At 22.7% G+C, this 18968-nt stretch carries 16 protein-coding genes, 3 tRNA genes, 1 rRNA gene and 1 pseudogene; 6 read left to right on the top strand and 15 right to left on the bottom strand.

What is annotated here, in order from left to right; all coding sequences use genetic code 11:
• Positions 1 to 19: 19 nt before the first annotated feature.
• The 4 genes and pseudogenes from RJT30_RS00905 to mnmA form a co-directional block, all read right to left on the bottom strand.
• Complete coding sequence (locus RJT30_RS00905) at positions 20 to 649, bottom strand: YchE family NAAT transporter (protein WP_343190466.1); 630 nt, start codon at positions 647 to 649, stop codon at positions 20 to 22.
• A 143-nt stretch (positions 650 to 792) separates the two neighbouring features.
• Entirely contained in the window at positions 793 to 1560 is a 768-nt protein-coding gene (locus RJT30_RS00900) for an enoyl-ACP reductase FabI (protein WP_343190465.1), read from the bottom strand.
• Between the two features lie 73 nt (positions 1561 to 1633).
• Positions 1634 to 3003 (bottom strand): annotated as a pseudogene (gene purB / locus RJT30_RS00895) (adenylosuccinate lyase).
• Positions 3004 to 3040: 37 nt separating this feature from the next.
• Positions 3041 to 4159, bottom strand: a complete 1119-nt coding sequence (gene mnmA, locus RJT30_RS00890) for a tRNA 2-thiouridine(34) synthase MnmA (protein ID WP_343190464.1) — start codon at positions 4157 to 4159, stop codon at positions 3041 to 3043.
• Between the two features lie 158 nt (positions 4160 to 4317).
• Here mnmA and lepA point away from each other — a divergent pair, with 158 nt between their 5' ends.
• From lepA to acpS, 5 genes are all read left to right on the top strand, one after another.
• Positions 4318 to 6105, top strand: coding sequence for a translation elongation factor 4 (lepA, locus tag RJT30_RS00885; protein WP_343190463.1), 1788 nt, complete (start codon positions 4318 to 4320; stop codon positions 6103 to 6105).
• Positions 6106 to 6120: 15 nt separating this feature from the next.
• Positions 6121 to 6858, top strand: a complete 738-nt coding sequence (gene lepB, locus RJT30_RS00880) for a signal peptidase I (RefSeq protein WP_343190462.1) — start codon at positions 6121 to 6123, stop codon at positions 6856 to 6858.
• Between the two features lie 97 nt (positions 6859 to 6955).
• A complete protein-coding gene (gene rnc, locus RJT30_RS00875) occupies positions 6956 to 7636 on the top strand; it encodes a ribonuclease III (protein WP_343190461.1) in 681 nt (226 codons plus the stop codon).
• Positions 7633 to 8469, top strand: coding sequence for a GTPase Era (gene era / locus RJT30_RS00870; protein WP_343190460.1), 837 nt, complete (start codon positions 7633 to 7635; stop codon positions 8467 to 8469). Before rnc ends, era begins: the two co-directional genes overlap by 4 nt.
• 30 nt (positions 8470 to 8499) lie before the next feature.
• Positions 8500 to 8880: a holo-ACP synthase gene (acpS, locus tag RJT30_RS00865; protein ID WP_343190459.1), complete on the top strand. Its 381-nt coding sequence runs from the start codon at positions 8500 to 8502 to the stop codon at positions 8878 to 8880.
• 4 nt (positions 8881 to 8884) lie between these two features.
• Here acpS and tadA read toward each other — a convergent pair whose 3' ends face one another.
• From tadA to RJT30_RS00820, 9 genes are all read right to left on the bottom strand, one after another.
• Positions 8885 to 9355, bottom strand: a complete 471-nt coding sequence (gene tadA, locus RJT30_RS00860; RefSeq protein WP_428994216.1) for a tRNA adenosine(34) deaminase TadA — start codon at positions 9353 to 9355, stop codon at positions 8885 to 8887.
• 7 nt (positions 9356 to 9362) lie between these two features.
• The gene (gene smpB, locus RJT30_RS00855; protein WP_343190458.1) at positions 9363 to 9839 is read right to left on the bottom strand and encodes an SsrA-binding protein SmpB; all 477 of its coding nucleotides are present in this window, start codon (positions 9837 to 9839) and stop codon (positions 9363 to 9365) included.
• Between the two features lie 47 nt (positions 9840 to 9886).
• Positions 9887 to 10402, bottom strand: coding sequence for a nucleotide exchange factor GrpE (locus tag RJT30_RS00850; RefSeq protein WP_343190457.1), 516 nt, complete (start codon positions 10400 to 10402; stop codon positions 9887 to 9889).
• Positions 10403 to 10553: 151 nt separating this feature from the next.
• Positions 10554 to 11021 carry a xanthine phosphoribosyltransferase gene (gene gpt / locus RJT30_RS00845; RefSeq protein WP_343190456.1) on the bottom strand — a complete coding sequence of 156 codons (468 nt, stop codon included), beginning with the start codon at positions 11019 to 11021 and terminating at the stop codon, positions 10554 to 10556.
• 35 nt (positions 11022 to 11056) lie between these two features.
• Positions 11057 to 11130 (bottom strand) — tRNA-Asp (locus RJT30_RS00840).
• 43 nt (positions 11131 to 11173) lie between these two features.
• Complete coding sequence (gene dnaQ / locus RJT30_RS00835; RefSeq protein ID WP_343190455.1) at positions 11174 to 11896, bottom strand: DNA polymerase III subunit epsilon; 723 nt, start codon at positions 11894 to 11896, stop codon at positions 11174 to 11176.
• Between the two features lie 33 nt (positions 11897 to 11929).
• Positions 11930 to 12002: transfer RNA gene (locus RJT30_RS00830), tRNA-Ala, on the bottom strand.
• 32 nt (positions 12003 to 12034) lie between these two features.
• Positions 12035 to 12108 (bottom strand) — tRNA-Ile (locus RJT30_RS00825).
• 58 nt (positions 12109 to 12166) lie between these two features.
• Positions 12167 to 13709: ribosomal RNA gene (locus RJT30_RS00820) — 16S ribosomal RNA — on the bottom strand.
• Between the two features lie 292 nt (positions 13710 to 14001).
• Between RJT30_RS00820 and argS the strand changes: the two genes are divergently transcribed.
• The gene (gene argS, locus RJT30_RS00815) at positions 14002 to 15720 is read left to right on the top strand and encodes an arginine--tRNA ligase (protein WP_428994215.1); all 1719 of its coding nucleotides are present in this window, start codon (positions 14002 to 14004) and stop codon (positions 15718 to 15720) included.
• Between the two features lie 16 nt (positions 15721 to 15736).
• Here argS and RJT30_RS00810 read toward each other — a convergent pair whose 3' ends face one another.
• Together RJT30_RS00810 and RJT30_RS00805 are read right to left on the bottom strand one after the other, a co-directional pair.
• Entirely contained in the window at positions 15737 to 17830 is a 2094-nt protein-coding gene (locus RJT30_RS00810) for a flagellar biosynthesis protein FlhA (RefSeq protein WP_343190453.1), read from the bottom strand.
• Between the two features lie 19 nt (positions 17831 to 17849).
• Positions 17850 to 18941: an EscU/YscU/HrcU family type III secretion system export apparatus switch protein gene (locus RJT30_RS00805; protein ID WP_343190452.1), complete on the bottom strand. Its 1092-nt coding sequence runs from the start codon at positions 18939 to 18941 to the stop codon at positions 17850 to 17852.
• Positions 18942 to 18968 lie beyond the last annotated feature (27 nt).

Genomic DNA, 18968 nt, shown 5'->3' with positions numbered 1-18968 from the left:
ACCTCACAATTTTAAAAATTTATATATTTAAAATCATATCTCTTATACTAAGATGAATAAATTCAATCCCTATAGAAATTAATAGTATACCCATTATTTTTGTAATAATTTTCATACCTTCTGTTCCAATAAAAGAATAAATGTAAGGAGAAATTTTAAACAATAACCAACAAAAAAAACAAAAAAAAGAAATTGCTATTACACAACCTACATGATTAAAGAAACTAGAATACTTCTCATTCCAAATAATTGTTGTGCTAATTGCTCCAGGTCCAGCAATTAAAGGTATAGCTAAAGGTACAATAGCTATTTTTTCAGGAGTATTAATTTTTCTACTGTCAACAGAATACATTAATTTATCATTTAACATATTTAATGCAATCACTATTATCAATAATCCTCCTGCCATACGAAAAGAAGAAATAGATATACCTAAAAAATACAAAATTTTACTACCTAAAAAAACAGTAATAGATAAAATTAAAAAAACAGTGAAATTAGTTATAAAATTTGTTTTTGATTTATTTATTGTTGACTGTTTTTGAGTCATACTAGAAAATATCGGAATAATTCCTATAGGATTTACTAATATGAATAAATTCATAAAAAAATTAAAATAAATTGCACAATTTGTCAATAAATTAATCATATATATTCCTAATAATGATAAATGTAATAAATTAATTTATATAATAAATATAAAATATTGTAAATAAAATATTACATTTTGAAAAAACAAAGAATTTATATAAATTATATAAAAATATTTTTATAAAAAATAAATTACAGTAATTAATACATTAAATTATAACCTCCATCAACATAAATAATTTGCCCAGTAATACCAGAAGAAAGATCAGAACATAAAAAAGCTGCTACATTACCTATTTCATGTATAGTTATATTTCTTTTTAAAATATTTTTTTTTTTACTATCATTAAATAATTTATTAAAGTTTTTTATTTTAAAAGAAGCTAAAGTTTTAATTGGAGCAGGTGAAATACCATTAATTCTAATATTATCTTTTCCTAATATATTTGCACTATAACGAACATTTGCTTCTAAAGAAGCTTTCGCTAAGCCCATTATATTATAATATGGTATTATTATATTAGCACCAATAAAAGAAATAGTAATTATCGATGATTTTTTATTTAACATATTTTTACAAGCTTTAATCATTGAAACTAAACTATATGATGTAATAACATGTGTCATATTAAATATCTTTTTTGTTATACAATCAATATAATTATTTTGTAACTGAGAAATTGGTGTATAAGCAATTGCATGAACAAAGCCATCAAATTTCTTCCAAATAATTGATAAATTTGAAAATAAATTTATTATATTATTATCTGATGATACATCACATGGAAAAATAATATTTGAATTAAAATTATTAGCTAATTTTATAACTCTTTTTTTATATTTTAGATTTTGATAAGTAAAAGCTAAATCCGCTCCTTGTTGATACATTGCTTTTGCAATTCCATAACCGATAGAATACTTATTTGCCATACCCAAAATTAATATTTTTTTACCTTTTAAAAAACTCATATAAATACCTTAAATTTAAGTCTCAAAAATTAAAATATATTAAATTATGTTTAAAAATTAAATAAAAAACACATTAATTAGTAAACTTTTCTACAATTTTTATCGCATACCCTATATAATTAGATGGATTAATTTTTTTAAAACGTTCTTTTTCTTTTAAAGGGATATTTAAATTATTAATAATATTATATAATTTTTTTTTATTTAATACTTTTCCTTTAGTTAAATTTTTAATATATTGATAAGAATTACTGAAACCATAACGTCTCATTATAGTTTGTAAAGGTTCTGCAAGAATTTGCCAGTTATTTTGTAATTCTAATAACATTTGTTTAGAATTAATTCTTAATTTTTGCAAACCTAACAATAAAGAATCATAAGCAATAATAGAATATCCGAAAACAACACCTAAATTTCTTAGAACAGTTGAATCACTCAAATCCCTTTGCCATCTAGATATTGGTAATTTATTAGACATATGTGTCATTAAAGCATTAGATAAACCCAAATTTCCTTCAGAATTTTCAAAATTAATAGGATTAATTTTATGAGGCATAATTGAAGAACCTACTTCATTTATATTATTATTTTGCTTAAAATAATTCAAAGAAATATAACCCCAAATATCACGATTAAAATTAATTAAAATATTATTAAATCTTATGATACAATTTAAAAGTTCAGCAATATAATCATGTGGTTCAATTTGTGTAGTACAAGGATTCCATTTTAAACCTAATGATTGAACAAAATCTTTGCTTAAAGTAATCCAATTAACATTAGGAAAAGTAATAAAATGTGCGTTATAATTTCCTATAGTACCATTAATTTTACCTAAAATAGAGATTTTTTTAAAAATAAAAAACTGCTTTTTTAATCTAAAATAAAAATTTAATATTTCTTTACCCATGGTAGAAGGAGTGCAATTTGGCCATGTGTTCTAGTTATTAAAGGTTCATATTTATATAAAATAGCTAAATTTTTTAAATATTTTAATATCTTTTTAAAATAAGGTGTTAAAATTTTTTTTTTAGTTTTTTTAAGCATGATACCATATGCTAAATTATTAATATCTTCAGAAGTACAAGCAAAATGCACAAATTCTTTAATATATTTAAAATATTTTTTTTTACTTAATTTATTTCTAATAAAATATTCTATAGATTTGACATCATGTTTTATTTTTTTTTCGAATACTTTAATTTCTTTTATATCTTTATCTTGTATATTGTTAATATTATTTATAAAATTTAATATATTTTTATTTAATTTTGGTATTTCTTTTATTTCTGAAACTGTAGATAACTTTTTAAACCAATTTAATTCTATATAAATACGAGCTTTAATTAAACCAAATTCACTAAAAATATTTTTTAGAAAAATAGTTTTATGTTTATAACGTCCATCAATTGGAGATATTGACTTTAAATACTTATAACACATTCAAAACTCCTAATATTTTAAAATTATTATTATATATTCAACTACCAATTTTATTAATATTATTAATTAAAAAAACTTTTGTAATAATTCCTCCTCCAATACATATATTATATTTATAAAATACAGCGGACTGTCCTACAGTAACTGCAATTTCATAATTTTTAAAAAAAATTTTAATATATTTTTTTTTTATTGGATATATAATACATTTTAAACTTTTTTTTCTATATCTTATTTGAACATCACATTTTTTTTTTTTTTTAAGTACTTTTAAATCAAACCAATAAGGTTTTTTAATTATAAAACCATAAGATCGTAAATAAATATTATTCGAACCTTGTGCTACAATTAATATATTTTTAGAAACATTTTTATCAATAACAAACCAAGGTTTATTTGAAGTATTTTTAATTCCACCAATATTAATACCTTTCCTTTGACCTATAGTATAAAATTCAACACCATCATGAAATCCAATATTTAAACCAAAAATAGTCTTAATTAAACCTTTTTTAATAGGAATATAATCAGTTAAAAATTTTTTGAAATTTTTAGGCTCAATAAAACAAATTCCTGTAGAGCTTTTTTTATTAGCAATTTGCATATTTAATTTATGTGCTAATTTTCTAACAATATTTTTATTTAACTCCCCTAAAGGAAAAATAATTTTTTTAATTATTTTATAATTTAATGTATATAAAAAATAAGTTTGGTCTTTACTTTTATCCCAAGATTTTAATAATTCCCTTTTATGAAAATTACTATTTATAGCATAATGCCCAGTAGCAAGATAATCTGCTTTTAAAATTTTTATAGCAAATTTTAAAAGGACGTTAAACTTAATTTTATAGTTACATAGTACATCAGGATTAGGAGTAAAGCCTTGCATATAATTTTTTAAAAAAACTTTAAAAACTTTATTCCAATATTCATAAGAAAAATTAACTTTATGTAAATAAATATTTAATTGATTGCAAACTAATTGAACGTCTTTTAAATTCTTTTTAGATGCGCAATATTCATTTGTATCATTTTCTTCCCAATTTTTCATAAATAATCCTTCAACATTATAATTTTGCTTTTTTAATAACCACGCTGCAATAGATGAATCAACACCTCCAGACATAGCAACAATTACTTTTTTTTTAAAATTCATATCTTTTCCTCTAAATATTTATAATTACAAAATCTTATTCTTATATCTTTACTCATTAAATAAATATTATATAATTAAATTTATATTCTTAATATTTATAAGATATTATTTATAATAATATATTAAATTAACAAGTTATTAATTGAAAATAAAAAATTATGAAAAAAATAAGAAATTTTTCCATTATTGCGCATATAGACCATGGTAAATCTACTTTATCAGATCGTTTTATTCAAATCTGTGGAGGTTTATCAAAAAGAGAAATGTCAGAACAAGTTTTAGATTCTATGGAATTAGAGAAAGAACGAGGTATTACTATTAAATCACGTAGCGTAACAATTAACTACACAGCAAAAAATAAAAAAAAATACAAATTTAATTTTATAGATACCCCAGGTCATGTAAATTTTTCATATGAAGTTTCTAGATCTTTAGCTGCATGTGAAGGTGCGTTATTAATTGTTGATGCTACACAAGGAGTTGAAGCTCAAACAGTAGCAAATTGTTATTTAGCATTAGATTTAAATTTAAAAGTAATTCCTGTATTAAATAAAATAGATTTACCTACTGCAAATACTGAAAAAGTTTGTAATGAAATTGAAGATATAATAGGAATTTCTGCTGCTAAAGCAGTTCATTGTTCTGCAAAAACGGGTTTTGGAGTTATAAATTTATTAGAAAATATTATAAAAAAAATACCAAAACCAAAAGGTAATATTAACAATCCTTTACAAGCATTAATTATAGATTCATGGTTTGATAGTTATATTGGAGTAGTATCTTTAATCAGAATAAAAAATGGTTTTATAGAAAAAGATATGGAAATACAGATTATGGAAAATAAAAAAACATTTAAAATAGAAAAATTAGGAATTTTTACACCAAAAAAAAAAAAAAAAAAAAAATTATTTTGTGGTGAAGTAGGATGGATTGTATGTGGAATTAAAAAAATCTCTTTGATTCCTATTGGAAGCACTATAACATATCATAAAAACCCAGCAAAATCACCTTTAATTGGGTTTAAGAAAATTAAACCAAAAATATTTGCTGGTTTATTTCCAGATTCTTCTGAAAAATATGAAATTTTTAAAAAAGCTCTAGAAAAATTAAGATTAAATGATTCTGCTTTATTTTACGAACCTGAAAAATCTCTTGCTTTAGGTCATGGTTTTCGATGTGGTTTTCTAGGTTTATTACATATGGAAATAACACAAGCACGTTTAGAAAGAGAATATAATTTAACACTAATTTCCACTCGACCAACAGTAATTTACAAAATAAGATTAATAAATGATAAAACAATATATTTAGATAATCCTGGAAATTTTCCATTAATTAACACCATAAAACTAATAAAAGAACCAATTGCAGAATGTAATATACTTGTACCACCTAAATATTTAGGTAATATTATGAAATTATGTTCTGAAAAACGCGGTGTACAAAAAAAATTAATATATCATACACATCAAGTTTCACTAACATATGAAATACCTATGTCTGAAATAGTATTAAATTTTTTCGATAAATTAAAATCTCTTTCTAGTGGATATGCTTCATTAGAATATAATTTTTTAAAATTTAAAAAATCAGAAATTATAAAATTAGAAATATTAATCAATTCCGAAAATATTGATGCATTATCTATAATCATGCACAAAAAAAATGCTCAAAAATACGCAAAAAAAATAGTTAAAAATATATCTACATTAATTCCTAGACACCAATTTAATATTTCAATACAAGCCGCTATAGGTAAAAAAATTCTAGCACGTTCAAATATAAAACAACTACGTAAAAATGTTTTATCAAAATGTTATGGAGGAGATGTAAGTAGAAAAAGAAAATTATTAGAAAAACAAAAGGCAGGGAAAAAGAAAATGAAAAAAATAGGCGGAATTAATATACCAAAAGAAATATTTTTAAAAGTATTATATAAAAATTAGTTTAAAGGAATATATATGTATATAAATTACATAATTTTTATAATATTTATAATATTTATTCAAATATTTTCTTTTAAAAAAAAAAAAAAAATACTAATTTCATTTTTAATAGTAGTTTTTATGCGTACTTTTATATATGAACTGTTTTATATTCCATCTAATTCTATGAATCCAAATTTATTAATTGGAGATATAATAATAGTTTCAAAATATATTTATAATATAAAAAACCCCTTTACAAAAAAAATTCTATTAAATTTTAAAATTCCTGAAAGAGAAGATATTATAGTATTTAAATATCCTTACAATACGAATAAATATTTTATAAAAAGAATTATTGGTTTACCTGAAGAATATATAATATATGATACATATAATAAAAATTTAAATATTTATAAAAAAGATATATTTAAAAAAAATTGTTATAAAAAAATCTTTGTTTCTTACATCAAGAATAACAATAAATTTAATTATTATAATTATTTTCAAGAAATTATAAATAATAAAAAAATACAAATTATTTTAAAAAAAAAATACACAAAAAAAACACAAAAAATACATTTTTACATACCAAAAAAATACTACTTTGTTATGGGTGATAATAGAGATGATAGTTTTGATAGTAGATATTGGGGCGTAATTTCTGAAGAAGAAATTGTAGGGAAAGCAACTAATATTTTATTTAATTGTATAAAAAATACAAATTATTTTTTAAAAAATTCTAACAATAGAATTTTAAATAAAATAAATTAATATGAAACATATAAATAGCATTAATTTAAATAAATTATTAAATAAATAAAATATATCTTAAATAAATAATGTAAATAAATTATTTAAATGGTATAACATGAATTATATTATAATTAAAAAAATACAACAAACATTAGGGTATAAATTTAAAAAAGTTGATTTACTTTATCAAGCATTAACACATAGAAGCGCAAGTAGTGCACATAATGAAAGATTAGAATTTTTAGGAGATTCAATATTAAATTATGTTATTTCTACAGCTTTATATAAATACTTTCCAAATGTAAATGAAGGTACTATGAGTAGAATGAGATCACTCTTAGTTCGAGGTAAAACACTTACACAAATAGCTTATAAATTTAATTTAGGAGTATTTTTAAATTTAGGTCAAGGTGAATTAAAAAGTGGAGGTATAAAAAGAAAATCTATTTTAGCTAATACAGTAGAAGCATTAATAGGGAGTATTTTTTTAGATAGTAATATAATTACTATTGAAATTTTAATATTAAAATGGTATAAAAAACGTTTTAAAAAAATTAACCCAATAAAAATAAAAAAAGATGCTAAAACACGTTTACAAGAATACTTACAATCTAAACATTTACCTTTACCTAAATATTTAATAATACAAGTATATGGAAAAGCCCATAAACAAGCTTTTACAATTAATTGCACAATTCAGGGAATTTCAGAAAATTTAATTGGAACAGGCGAAAATAAACGAAAAGCAGAACAAAATTCTGCTCAATTTGCATTAAATAAATTAGGAATAAAGTGAATAAAAAAAAAAAATATTTCTGTGGAAAAATATTGATAATAGGTAAAACTAATGTTGGTAAATCTACTTTATTAAATAGATTAACTAATAAAAAAATATCTATTGTATCTTATAAAAAAAACACAACACAAAAAAACATAAAATCTATAATAACAAATAAATACTATCAATATATTTATATTGATACACCAGGTTTAGAATATAAAAATAATAATACAATTAAAAGAAAAAAATTTTACATAAACACTAAAATAGATATAATTATTTTCGTAATTGAATTAATATATTGGAGTAATATAGAAAAATATATTTTTGAAAAAATAAAAAAAAAAAAAACACATATAATTTTAGTTATAAATAAAATAGATAAAATTAAAAATAAAAATATATTGTTACCATTTTTACAACAATTTAAAGAAAAAAAAATAACAGAAATAATACCAATTTCTTCACTTACAGGAGAAAACATTAATATATTGTTTAAAACAATAAAATCATTATTACCTATAAAAAAACACAAATATAAAAATAACATCACTATAAATGATTCAAAAAAATTTTTTATTTCAGAACTAATTCGAGAACAATGTATTAAATTATTAAAACATGAATTATCTGACACTATTGAAATTAAAATTAATACTTTTAAAAAAAATTTGTTTTCTTATTTTATAGATGCGACAATATTTGTAATTCACAAACGACATAAAAAAATAATTATAGGAAAAAAAGGTGAAATAATTAAAAAATGCAGTAAACTATCCCGTAAAAACATTGAAAAATTTTTAAATAAAAAAACTCATTTATATATTTGGGTAAATCAAAAAAAATAATCAAATATTTCAATAAAATAATATAAATATATGACAATATTTGGCATTGGAAATGATATATTAAATATATCTAGAATAAAGAAAATAAGAAAAAAAAACGGTTCACAATTTGCAAAAAAAATTTTAACTAATCAAGAATTAAAGAAATATTTTAAAGAAACATATAAAACTAAATTTTTAGCAAAAATGTTTGCAGTTAAAGAAGCATGTTGTAAAGCATTAGGATCAGGAATAAGAAATAAAATAAATTTTAAAAATTTTGAGTTATTTTATACCAGATTTGGAAGACCAAAATTAAAATTCTTAAATTATGCTAAATACTATGCTAAAAAAAATAAAATTACAAGAAAACACTTAACTATAACATATGAGAAAAAATATATTTACACATTAGTTATTTTAGAAAAGTAGTATTTTATCTTTTTTTTTTAAAAAAATTTTTTAATAAAAAAGAACATTTTTTTTTAAAAACCATTTTTTTAACTATAACTTTTGAAAATAAAACATCGTAAATTTTATAATATTTACATAATTTACATAATTGAAAATTTAAAATTTTCTTAGATATAGCTCCAATAACTAAACGTTTTATTCTACTATGCGCAATTGCCCCTAAACACATAATACATGGTTCTAATGTAACATACAATGTAGTTTCTAATAAACGATAGTTTTTAATATAAGAACCACCTTGGCGTAAAGCAAGGATTTCAGCATGAGCAGTAGGATCATTATTTTTTGTAGATAAATTAGTTCCAAATCCTATTATTTTATTATTTAAAATTAATATCGCCCCAATAGGAATTTCATAATTTAAATAATTTTCTTTAGCAAATTTTAAAGCATAATTCATCCAATATTCATCTATTTCATTTTGACAAATCATATAAACCTTATGTTATTTTTTTAAAATTTTTTTTTTGTAAACGCATTTTATCTATTTTCCAGTCATTTTGCTTTATTTTAAAACGTTTATCTATTTTTTTTTTTCCCTGAGATAATGCAAATTTTAATTTACACCAATTATTTTTCCAAAACAAAGATAATGCAATGCAAGTAATGCCTTTTTTCTTAAGTGCTAAAGATAAAAATTTAATTTCCATTTTTTTTAAAAGTAGTTTTCTTTTTCTTTTTATATTTATATCAGTAAATGTATTAATTATAGGTAAAACATTTATTGTAGAATTGATTAAAAAAAATTCATTATTAATTATAGATATGTAAGCATTACTAATATCAACTTTTTTAAATCTTAATGATTTAACTTCCCAACCTTTTAAAACTAAACCAGAATAATAAACATCTTTAATATAATAAGAATATTGTGCTTTTTTATTAATGCAAATTATAGATTTTTTATTATTTAACATAATATTTTTAAATTTAACATATTAATAATATAAAATTTTAAATTAAATTATTTTTTAGATACTACTACCATTGCAGGACGCAATAATCTATTATTTAAAATATATCCATTTTGCATAATGAAAAGAACAGTATTTTCTGGAAAATCTTTAGAAATCTGTATAGATATTGCTGCATGTAAATCTGGATTAAATGGTATATTTTTTTTATTAATAATGTTTACATTCATATCTCTTAAAAATAATTTAAACAATTTTGATAAATACAATATTTTTTTATCCAAAATATTATGTTTTGAATTTTTTTTTCCTAATATAACTGCTTGATCAATGCTATCAATAATAGGTAAAAAATCTGTTATTTTCTTTTCTAATGAAAATTTATAAGTATTTTCTAGTTCTTTATTTAACCTATTTTTAATTTTTTTAAAATTTAACTTTAAATCTGTTTTTTCTTGAATATATTTTTTTTTAATATTTGCAATTTTTTTAGTAATTATTTCTAGAATATCCATTGTTTTTTTATTATTTAAGTTTTTATTTACATTAATATTTTTATTTTCCATAAAAAATCCTTTTTAAATATTAAAAAATATAAAATAAAACTGATTAATTATAAAAATAATCAATAAATATATAAAAATATTTTTTATATTTTTATTATAATAAATATATTTATCTTTTAAAATTTTATTATTACAATTTTAATAAAAATTTTTAATTTATATTTAAATTTTTAATAGGTTTAATATATGACCAATGCATATCCCAAGGTTGTTCAATCCATGTATCTTGTGATATATCAACAACATATTTATCTACAAATATTTTTCCCATAGGTTTAGCAAAAATTGTTACAAAATATGCGTCAGGGTACATATTTCGAATAAATCTTGCTGTAGAACCAGTATCTACTAAATCATCTACAATTAAAACATTCTTTCCTAAAAAAGAAGAATTTTTTAAAATCTTAGTTTTTTTAAAATCTGTAACTTCATAACTAGATATACACAAAGTATCAACATAGCGGATATTTAGTTCTCTTGATATAATAGAAGCAGATACCAAACCACCTCTACTTACTGCAATTATCTTTTCCCAATTTCTTGTATATATTATTTTTTTAACTAATTTTCTAGTAAAAAAATGTAAATTATCCCAAGTTACTATATATTTTTTTTTCATATTTTTATAGAAAATAAATCCACCAATTAATAATTCGGTGCGGACGGGACTTGAACCCGTGACCCCCGGCGTGACAAGCCGATATTCTAACCAACTGAACTACCGCACCATAAAACTTTAAATATATAATAATTATTTAAAATAATTTATTATTATTTATTTTTCCATAAACAAAAACCTGTTTTTTTACGTATTTTTTTTATATAACTTTCATGTAAATTTTTTTCTTTTAAATTAGCTTTTTTTAAAAATATTTCAGAATTAAAATACACATAATCTTTATAATTATTATTATTTAAATCTTCTTTAAATAAAATCTTTTTTTGAATGCTAGTTAAAATTAAATAAACTTTAGCTAGTAATTGCGCATCTAAAATAGCACTATGTAAAAAACGTTCTCTAATAGAAATATCAAGCCTAGAGCATAAAGCATCTAAACTATTTTTTTTACCTGGAAACATATTTCTAGCAATTTTTAAAGTATCTGTTATTTTACATATTTCATTAACACTTTGAATATTTAATTTTAAATTATTTAATTCATAATTTAAAAAACCAATATCAAACTTTGCATTATGTATAATAATTTCAGAATTTTTAATAAATTTTAAAAAATCTATGAAAATATCAGAAAATTTAGGTTTATCTTTTAAAAAATTATCGGCAATTCCATGTATTTTGAAAGCTTTATCATCTATTATTCTATCTGGATTAATGTATACATGAAAATTTTTACCAGTTAAATTTCTATTAAATAATTCTACAGCGCCAATTTCTATTATTTTATGTCCTTTATAAAAAGGACCAGAAAAATTCATACCAGTAGTTTCTATATCAAGAATGATTTTTCTACAAAAATCATTATTTTTAATCATTTTACACGCTCAAAATTAAAATATTAATATTAATGGAGCTAAGCGGGATCGAACCGCTGGCCTCCTGCGTGCAAAGCAGGCGCTCTCCCAGCTGAGCTACAGCCCCTTTTTAAAAATAAAAAAGATTGGTTGAACATATAGGCCTGAGTGGACTTGAACCACCGACCTCACCCTTATCAGGGGTGTGCTCTAACCAACTGAGCTACAAGCCTGTGAAATATACATCAAATAATTTTACTGAGTACTGATAAATTAAAAACATAAAAAATGTAAGGAGGTGATCCAACCGCAGGTTCCCCTACGGTTACCTTGTTACGACTTCACCCCAGTCATGAACCACAAAGTGGTAGGCGCCCTCCTTTTCAGGTTAAGCTACCTGCTTCTTTTGCAACTCACTCCCATGGTGTGACGGGCGGTGTGTACAAGGCCCGGGAACGTATTCACCGTGACATTCTGATACACGATTACTAGCGATTCCGACTTCGTGGAGTCGAGTTGCAGACTCCAGTCCGAACTAAGACGCACTTTATGAGGTTTGCTTATCTTTACAGAGTTGCATCTCTTTGTATGCGCCATTGTAGCACGTGTGTAGCCCTGGTCGTAAGGGCCATGATGACTTGACGTCGTCCCCACCTTCCTCCGGTTTATAACCGGCAGTCTCCTCTGAGTTCCCGGCCAAACCGATGGCAACAGAGGACAGGGGTTGCGCTCGTTGCGGGACTTAACCCAACATTTCACAACACGAGCTGACGACAGCCATGCAGCACCTGTCTCATAGCTCCCGAAGGCACTCTCTCGTTTCTGAGAGATTCTATGGATGTCAAGACCAGGTAAGGTTTTTCGCGTTGCATCGAATTAAACCACATGCTCCACCGCTTGTGCGGGCCCCCGTCAATTCATTTGAGTTTTAGCCTTGCGACCGTACTCCCCAGGCGGTCGACTTAATGCGTTAGCTTCGGAAGTCATCTCTTAAGAAACAGCCTCCAAGTCGACATAGTTTACGGCATGGACTACCAGGGTATCTAATCCTGTTTGCTCCCCACGCTTTCGCACCTCAGCGTCAGTATTCGTCCAGGAGGTCGCTTTCGCCACAGGTATTCCTCCAGATATCTACGCATTTCACCGCTACACCTAGAATTCTACCTCCCTCTACGATACTCTAGTTTATCAGTTTCAAATGCAGTTCCTAGGTTAAGCCTAGGGATTTCACATCTGACTTAATATACCGCCTACGAGCTCTTTACGCCCAGTAATTCTGATTAACGCTAGCACCCTCCGTATTACCGCGGCTGCTGGCACGGAGTTAGCCGGTGCTTCTTATTCGAGTAACGTCAAGATGTAAATGTATTATATTTACATTTTTCTTCCTCGATGAAAGTACTTTACAACCCTAAGGCCTTCTTCATACACGCGGCATAGCTGCATCAGGCTTGCGCCCATTGTGCAATATTCCCCACTGCTGCCTCCCGTAGGAGTCTGGACCGTGTCTCAGTTCCAGTGTGGCTGGTTATCCTCTCAGACCAGCTAGAGATCGTTGCTTTGGTAAGCCTTTACCTCACCATCCAGCTAATCTCGTCTGGGTTCATCAAAAAGCACAAGGTCTATAAAGATCCCCTGTTTTGGTTTTTCAACATTATGCGGTATTAGCTACCGTTTCCAGTAGTTATCCCCCTCTTTAAGGTAGATCCCCAGATATTACTCACCCGTTTGCCGCTCGCCGTCAAAAAATAAATTTTTTACGCTGCCGCACGACTTGCATGTGTTAAGCTTGCCGCTAGCGTTCAATCTGAGCCATGATCAAACTCTTCAATTAAAAACTTGGAACTTAAATAAAACAATTTAAGTTTTAAAATTACTTAAAAAGGTAACGTTTTTAATTTACCAGCACCCAGAAAAATTATTTGATATATTTTTAAAGAGCTTTGTATTCCTAACTTTTTAAATAGTACAGCTTTTTTTTTAAAAGTCAACAAATTTTAATTATTTATAATAAAATATTTTAAATAATTTTAAATTAGATAAATTTGATAGATATATTATCATAATAATAATAAAATTACTATTTAAAACAGAAATTTAATAAATATTTATAATAGGTAAATTTCATGAACATGAAATATTTTATAAAAAAAAAATTTAAAAAATCTTTTATTTTAAATAAAATATATAAAATACAACCCCCATTAATACAAAAAAGCATAAATAAAAATTTAGGAATATATCAAATAAATAATGTTATGAAGATTGCGAAGATATTAAATATCAACGCATATAATTTAGCTACTATAATTGCAAAAAATATTAATTTAATAGGAATATCTAAAATTATTATTTCACAACCAGGGTTTATTAACATATCTTTCGCAAAAAATTGGTTAGAAAAAAACATACAAAAAAAAATTTTCACAAAAAGATTAAATATTGAATTTAAAAAAAAAAAAACCGTCGTAATTGATTATTCTTCTCCAAACATTGCCAAAGAAATGCATGTAGGGCATTTGCGCTCTACTATATTAGGTGATGCTACCGCTCGTTTAATGAAATTTTTAGGATATAACATAATACGAGTAAATCATATTGGAGATTGGGGTATTCAATTTGGTATATTAATTGCATACTTATCTCATATACCAATAAATAAAAATACATCATTAAAAAAAATAAACAATTTATACATCAAAGCTAAAAAAAAATATAATGAAAATAAAAATTTTAAAAAAAAAGCAAAACAATGCACAATAAAACTACAAAATGGTGATATAAAATACATATCTATATGGAAAAAAATTGTAAAAATAACAATAAAAAAAAATCAAAAAATATATAAAAAATTACAAGTAAATTTAAAAAAAAAACACATTATGGGTGAAAGTTCATATAATTATATGATTCCTAAAATAATAAAAGATCTTATTAAAAAAAAAATAGCAATTCGAAAAAATGGAAAAATAATAGTTTTTTTAAAAAAATTTAAAAATAAAAATGGTCAAAATATGGGCGTAGTAATACAAAAAAAAAACGGATCATTTTTATATACCACAATAGATATTGCTTGTATAAAATACAGATATAAAAAATTAAAAGCTAAACGTATAATATATTATGTAGATTCTCGTCAAAAAAGACATTTACAACAAGTTTGGGAAATAAGTAAAAAAGCAGGTTATATTCCAAAAAATATGATTCTCGAACACCATAACTTTGGCATGATGTTAAAAGAAAATAATAAACCTTTTAAAACCAGATCTGGAAATATAATAAAATTAACATCATTAATTAAAAAATCTATAATTAATGCAAAAAAAATAATTTTAAAAAAAAAACCTACTATTTCCAAAAAAAAACTACAATATTTAGGAGAAAAAATTGGAATAGGTGCAATAAAATATTCTGATCTATCAAAAAATAGAGAAAAAAACTACATATTCAATTGGAAAAATATATTATCTTTTAATGGAAATACCGCTCTTTATATACAATACTCATATACTCGTATAATTTCTATTTTCAAAAAAATTAAAAAAAAAGAATATTTAAAAAAAAAATACATATCATTAAAAAATAAAACAGAATTAAATATATCTATAAAATTATTACAATTTGAAGAAATATTATTAGAAACCCAAAAAAAGGGATCTTTACATATATTATGTAATTACTTATATGATTTATCAGTAATATTTTCTTTATTTTATGAAAAATATTCAATTTTATTTGCAAGCATTAAAAAAAAAATAACCCGTTTAAAATTGATTTTAATAATTAAAAAAACACTAAAAATAGGATTATATATATTAGGAATTAGCACATTAAAGCAAATGTAATAAAAATATAATATAATTAATATGTATAATTAATAAAATTCGTAATACAAATTTTCTTATTAGATACAATTTCCATAACAGATAAAACTGTAAGATTATTAAAAGATAAACTAAAAAATTTAGCTAAAAAAAATCTTAATCTATGATTTACTAATAAAACTAATGGCGCTTTAATTTTCATTTGATTGAAAATAGCTATTTTAGCTTGTTCTATTATATTTTTAGATAATATAGGATCAATAATTAAACTATTATCATCTTTAATAATTTTTAACAATAAATCTTCTAAAGTATTATTTAAACCTATAACTTTAATTACATCATGATTATAAAAAAATTTTTGTGTAATATATTTACCTAAAGAAATTCTAACAGTGGCAACTAAATCATTTATATTTCCGTTATTAATATTTGTAAATTCTAATAAAGATTCAATAATAGTATACATATCTTTAATAAAAATACGTTCATGAAGTAAATTTTTAAGAACTGCATGAAACGTCGTTAAAGAAATTAATTTAGGAATTAAATCTTTTGCAAACTTAAAATATGATTTATTAATTATATATAATATTTTTTTAACTTCATTTCTTCCCAATAACTCATGAATATTTTGCAAAATAATATATTTTAAGTGCATAACAATAATAGATTCAATTTTTAAAATAGTATATCCTGATTCTTTAGCTAAATTTTTTAAAGATTTTTCAATCCAAAAACCTGTAAAACCAAATGTTGGCTTTAAAATTTTATTTAAGAAAATATTTTTCTTAGCCCCACCTAAATCAGCGGCCATAATTAAATCAAAAAAAATCTCACCTGTAGATATTTCTATTCCTTTTATATAAAAACGATATTCAAAAGCGCCGAGATTAAAATTATTACAAATATGTATAGAAGGAGGTAAAAAACCAACATCATTAGCAATATTTTGTCTTATGACAGTAATAAGATGTAAAAATTTTATTTTTTTTTTTTTATCAATTAATAAATAAGATAAATTATCTCCTAACTCGAGTCTTATAATATCTTCTAATTTCATATCATCCCAAGAAATATTAGACAAATATTTCGATTTTATTTGATCATCTTGCCATGCATAATTATTTTTAATATCATTTAAGTCCCATATTTTATAAAATATAAAAAACATTACAGAAGAAAAAGATAAAAAAACAAAATTAGGCATACCTGGTATTAAACCAAAAACACCTATAACCATAGCACTAAAAAAAATAACTTTAGGATTATAAAATAACTGTTCTACAATTTGAAAACTTAAATCTTGTTTGCAATTTACTCGAGTTACAATAATCCCAGCTGCTGTAGAAATAACTAATGCAGGTATTTGTGCAACTAAACCATCACCAATAGTCAACAAAGTATAAATATCTAAAGCCTGAAAAAGTGTTAAACCATGTTGCATTACACCAATAATCAAACCTCCAAAAATATTTACCACTAATATTAAAATACTAGCAATAGCATCACCTCTTATAAATTTGCTTGCACCATCCATAGAACCATAAAAATCAGATTCTTTAGAAATATTTTTGCGTTTTTTCTTAGCTTGATCATTATTTATTATTCCAGCATTTAAATCAGAATCTACAGACATTTGTTTACCTGGCATACTATCTAATATAAAACGCGCATTTACTTCAGCAACTCTTTCAGCACCTTTAGTAATAACCATAAAATTAATTATTACTAATATTATAAATATTATTATTCCAATAGAAAAATTTCCACCAACTAAAAACTTACCAAAAGATTCAATGACATGACCAACAGCGCAAGTACCATTATGACCATACAAAAGAATAGCTCTTGCAGACGCTACATTTAAAAAAACACGCAATAATGTTATAAATAATAAAATAACTGGAAAACCAGAAAAATCCAAAATATTATGCACAAACATAGTTACTAATAATATTATTACTGAAATAGAAATATTAAAAGTAAATAACAAATCTAAAAAAAACGGTGGTAAAGGTAAAATAATCATAATTAATAAAATTAAAACAAAAATAGGGGTAATTAAAGTTTTCCAAGAAATTAGTTCAAAATCACGCATATTAAAAAATAAAGAACGTAACTTATTCATTTAAATTTTTTTCCAAAATTTACAACACATGAAACACAAAAGAAGAAGGTTTTTTAGGATATAAGCCACCATATTTTTTCCATTTGTTAAATATTTTTATCCAATTAATAATTTTTATAATTTCTCCTGCATGACAATCAGGTACTTTTTGATTAATATGTAAATTTTTATATAAAATTTTTATTAAATGAGAAGATCGCACAATTGGGATTTTATTATCTTTTGCTAATTTTTTTATTTTAAATATTATTAAACCAGAAATTTTAAAAATTAATTGTAAATTATTTTTTTCAATATTATATCTGATAGAAATAAGCTTCTTTTTTTTTGTATCAATAAAAAAAATATCGGAATGTAAAAAATTCTTTATATTATTATTTTCAATAAGTTCATGCATATTTTTGAAAATACGTTTTTTATTTAAATCATTACCTTCTAAAAATTTTTTCTCTTCTTTTACTTCTGTTTTTGTCATACTTAAAAGATTAAAATAATTTATTTTAGTAGATATAATATCAAATATAACAATTGGTAAATAAGAAAATAACAGTAAAAGATAAAAAACATATACTATATAAGTATATATTGATATAGTATTTTTAAATGTGTTATTTACAGATAATATAAATAATTGCTCATATAAAATTACACAATAAATTATATAAATCAAATTCATAAGTAAAATTTTCATCATACAATTCAGAGATTCATATATCTTGTTAAAAGAAAAAATATTCATCAATCTTTGTTTCAAACTAATATTTTTAAAATTTATAATCAGTTTATTAAATTTTACAAATTTATGACCTTGCAATAATGGAAAAAATATATTTACCAAAAATATAATACAAAAAATATACAAAAAATGAATAAATATAAAATAAAAAAACTCACCAAAATAAGATAAATCAAACTTTAAACTATATTGCAATACATTAATTAAATTAGAAGTTATTTTTTTTTTATATATCCAAAAATATGCTATTATTGTTAATAATATTACTAAAGTATTAAGCTCCTTAAAATAAATGTTATTTCCAATTTCGCGATTTTTTTTTAATCTATAAGAAGTTGGTTTTTCTGTTTTTTGTTCACTATTCATACCACACATATTTATTAATTTAAAAAGTTATTATTA

Origin of the sequence: Buchnera aphidicola (Mollitrichosiphum nigrofasciatum) (assembly GCF_039388045.1) — a bacterium.
Taxonomy (GTDB): domain Bacteria; phylum Pseudomonadota; class Gammaproteobacteria; order Enterobacterales; family Enterobacteriaceae; genus Buchnera_K; species Buchnera_K aphidicola_B.
This window is presented reverse-complemented; position numbering and strand designations above follow the sequence as displayed.

Bases quoted from the DNA above. Each gene is read 5' to 3' on its own strand.
- tadA (WP_428994216.1), bottom strand. From the start codon at position 9,355: ATGATTTGTCAAAATGAAATAGATGAATATTGGATGAATTATGCTTTA.
- acpS (WP_343190459.1), top strand. From the start codon at position 8,500: ATGACAATATTTGGCATTGGAAATGATATATTAAATATATCTAGAATA.
- RJT30_RS00810 (WP_343190453.1), bottom strand. From the start codon at position 17,830: ATGAATAAGTTACGTTCTTTATTTTTTAATATGCGTGATTTTGAACTA.
- RJT30_RS00805 (WP_343190452.1), bottom strand. From the start codon at position 18,941: ATGTGTGGTATGAATAGTGAACAAAAAACAGAAAAACCAACTTCTTAT.
- smpB (WP_343190458.1), bottom strand. From the start codon at position 9,839: ATGTTAAATAATAAAAAATCTATAATTTGCATTAATAAAAAAGCACAA.
- rnc (WP_343190461.1), top strand. From the start codon at position 6,956: ATGAATTATATTATAATTAAAAAAATACAACAAACATTAGGGTATAAA.
- dnaQ (WP_343190455.1), bottom strand. From the start codon at position 11,896: ATGATTAAAAATAATGATTTTTGTAGAAAAATCATTCTTGATATAGAA.
- RJT30_RS00850 (WP_343190457.1), bottom strand. From the start codon at position 10,402: ATGGAAAATAAAAATATTAATGTAAATAAAAACTTAAATAATAAAAAA.
- argS (WP_428994215.1), top strand. From the start codon at position 14,002: ATGAACATGAAATATTTTATAAAAAAAAAATTTAAAAAATCTTTTATT.
- RJT30_RS00905 (WP_343190466.1), bottom strand. From the start codon at position 649: ATGATTAATTTATTGACAAATTGTGCAATTTATTTTAATTTTTTTATG.
- RJT30_RS00900 (WP_343190465.1), bottom strand. From the start codon at position 1,560: ATGAGTTTTTTAAAAGGTAAAAAAATATTAATTTTGGGTATGGCAAAT.
- lepA (WP_343190463.1), top strand. From the start codon at position 4,318: ATGAAAAAAATAAGAAATTTTTCCATTATTGCGCATATAGACCATGGT.
- lepB (WP_343190462.1), top strand. From the start codon at position 6,121: ATGTATATAAATTACATAATTTTTATAATATTTATAATATTTATTCAA.
- gpt (WP_343190456.1), bottom strand. From the start codon at position 11,021: ATGAAAAAAAAATATATAGTAACTTGGGATAATTTACATTTTTTTACT.
- mnmA (WP_343190464.1), bottom strand. From the start codon at position 4,159: ATGAATTTTAAAAAAAAAGTAATTGTTGCTATGTCTGGAGGTGTTGAT.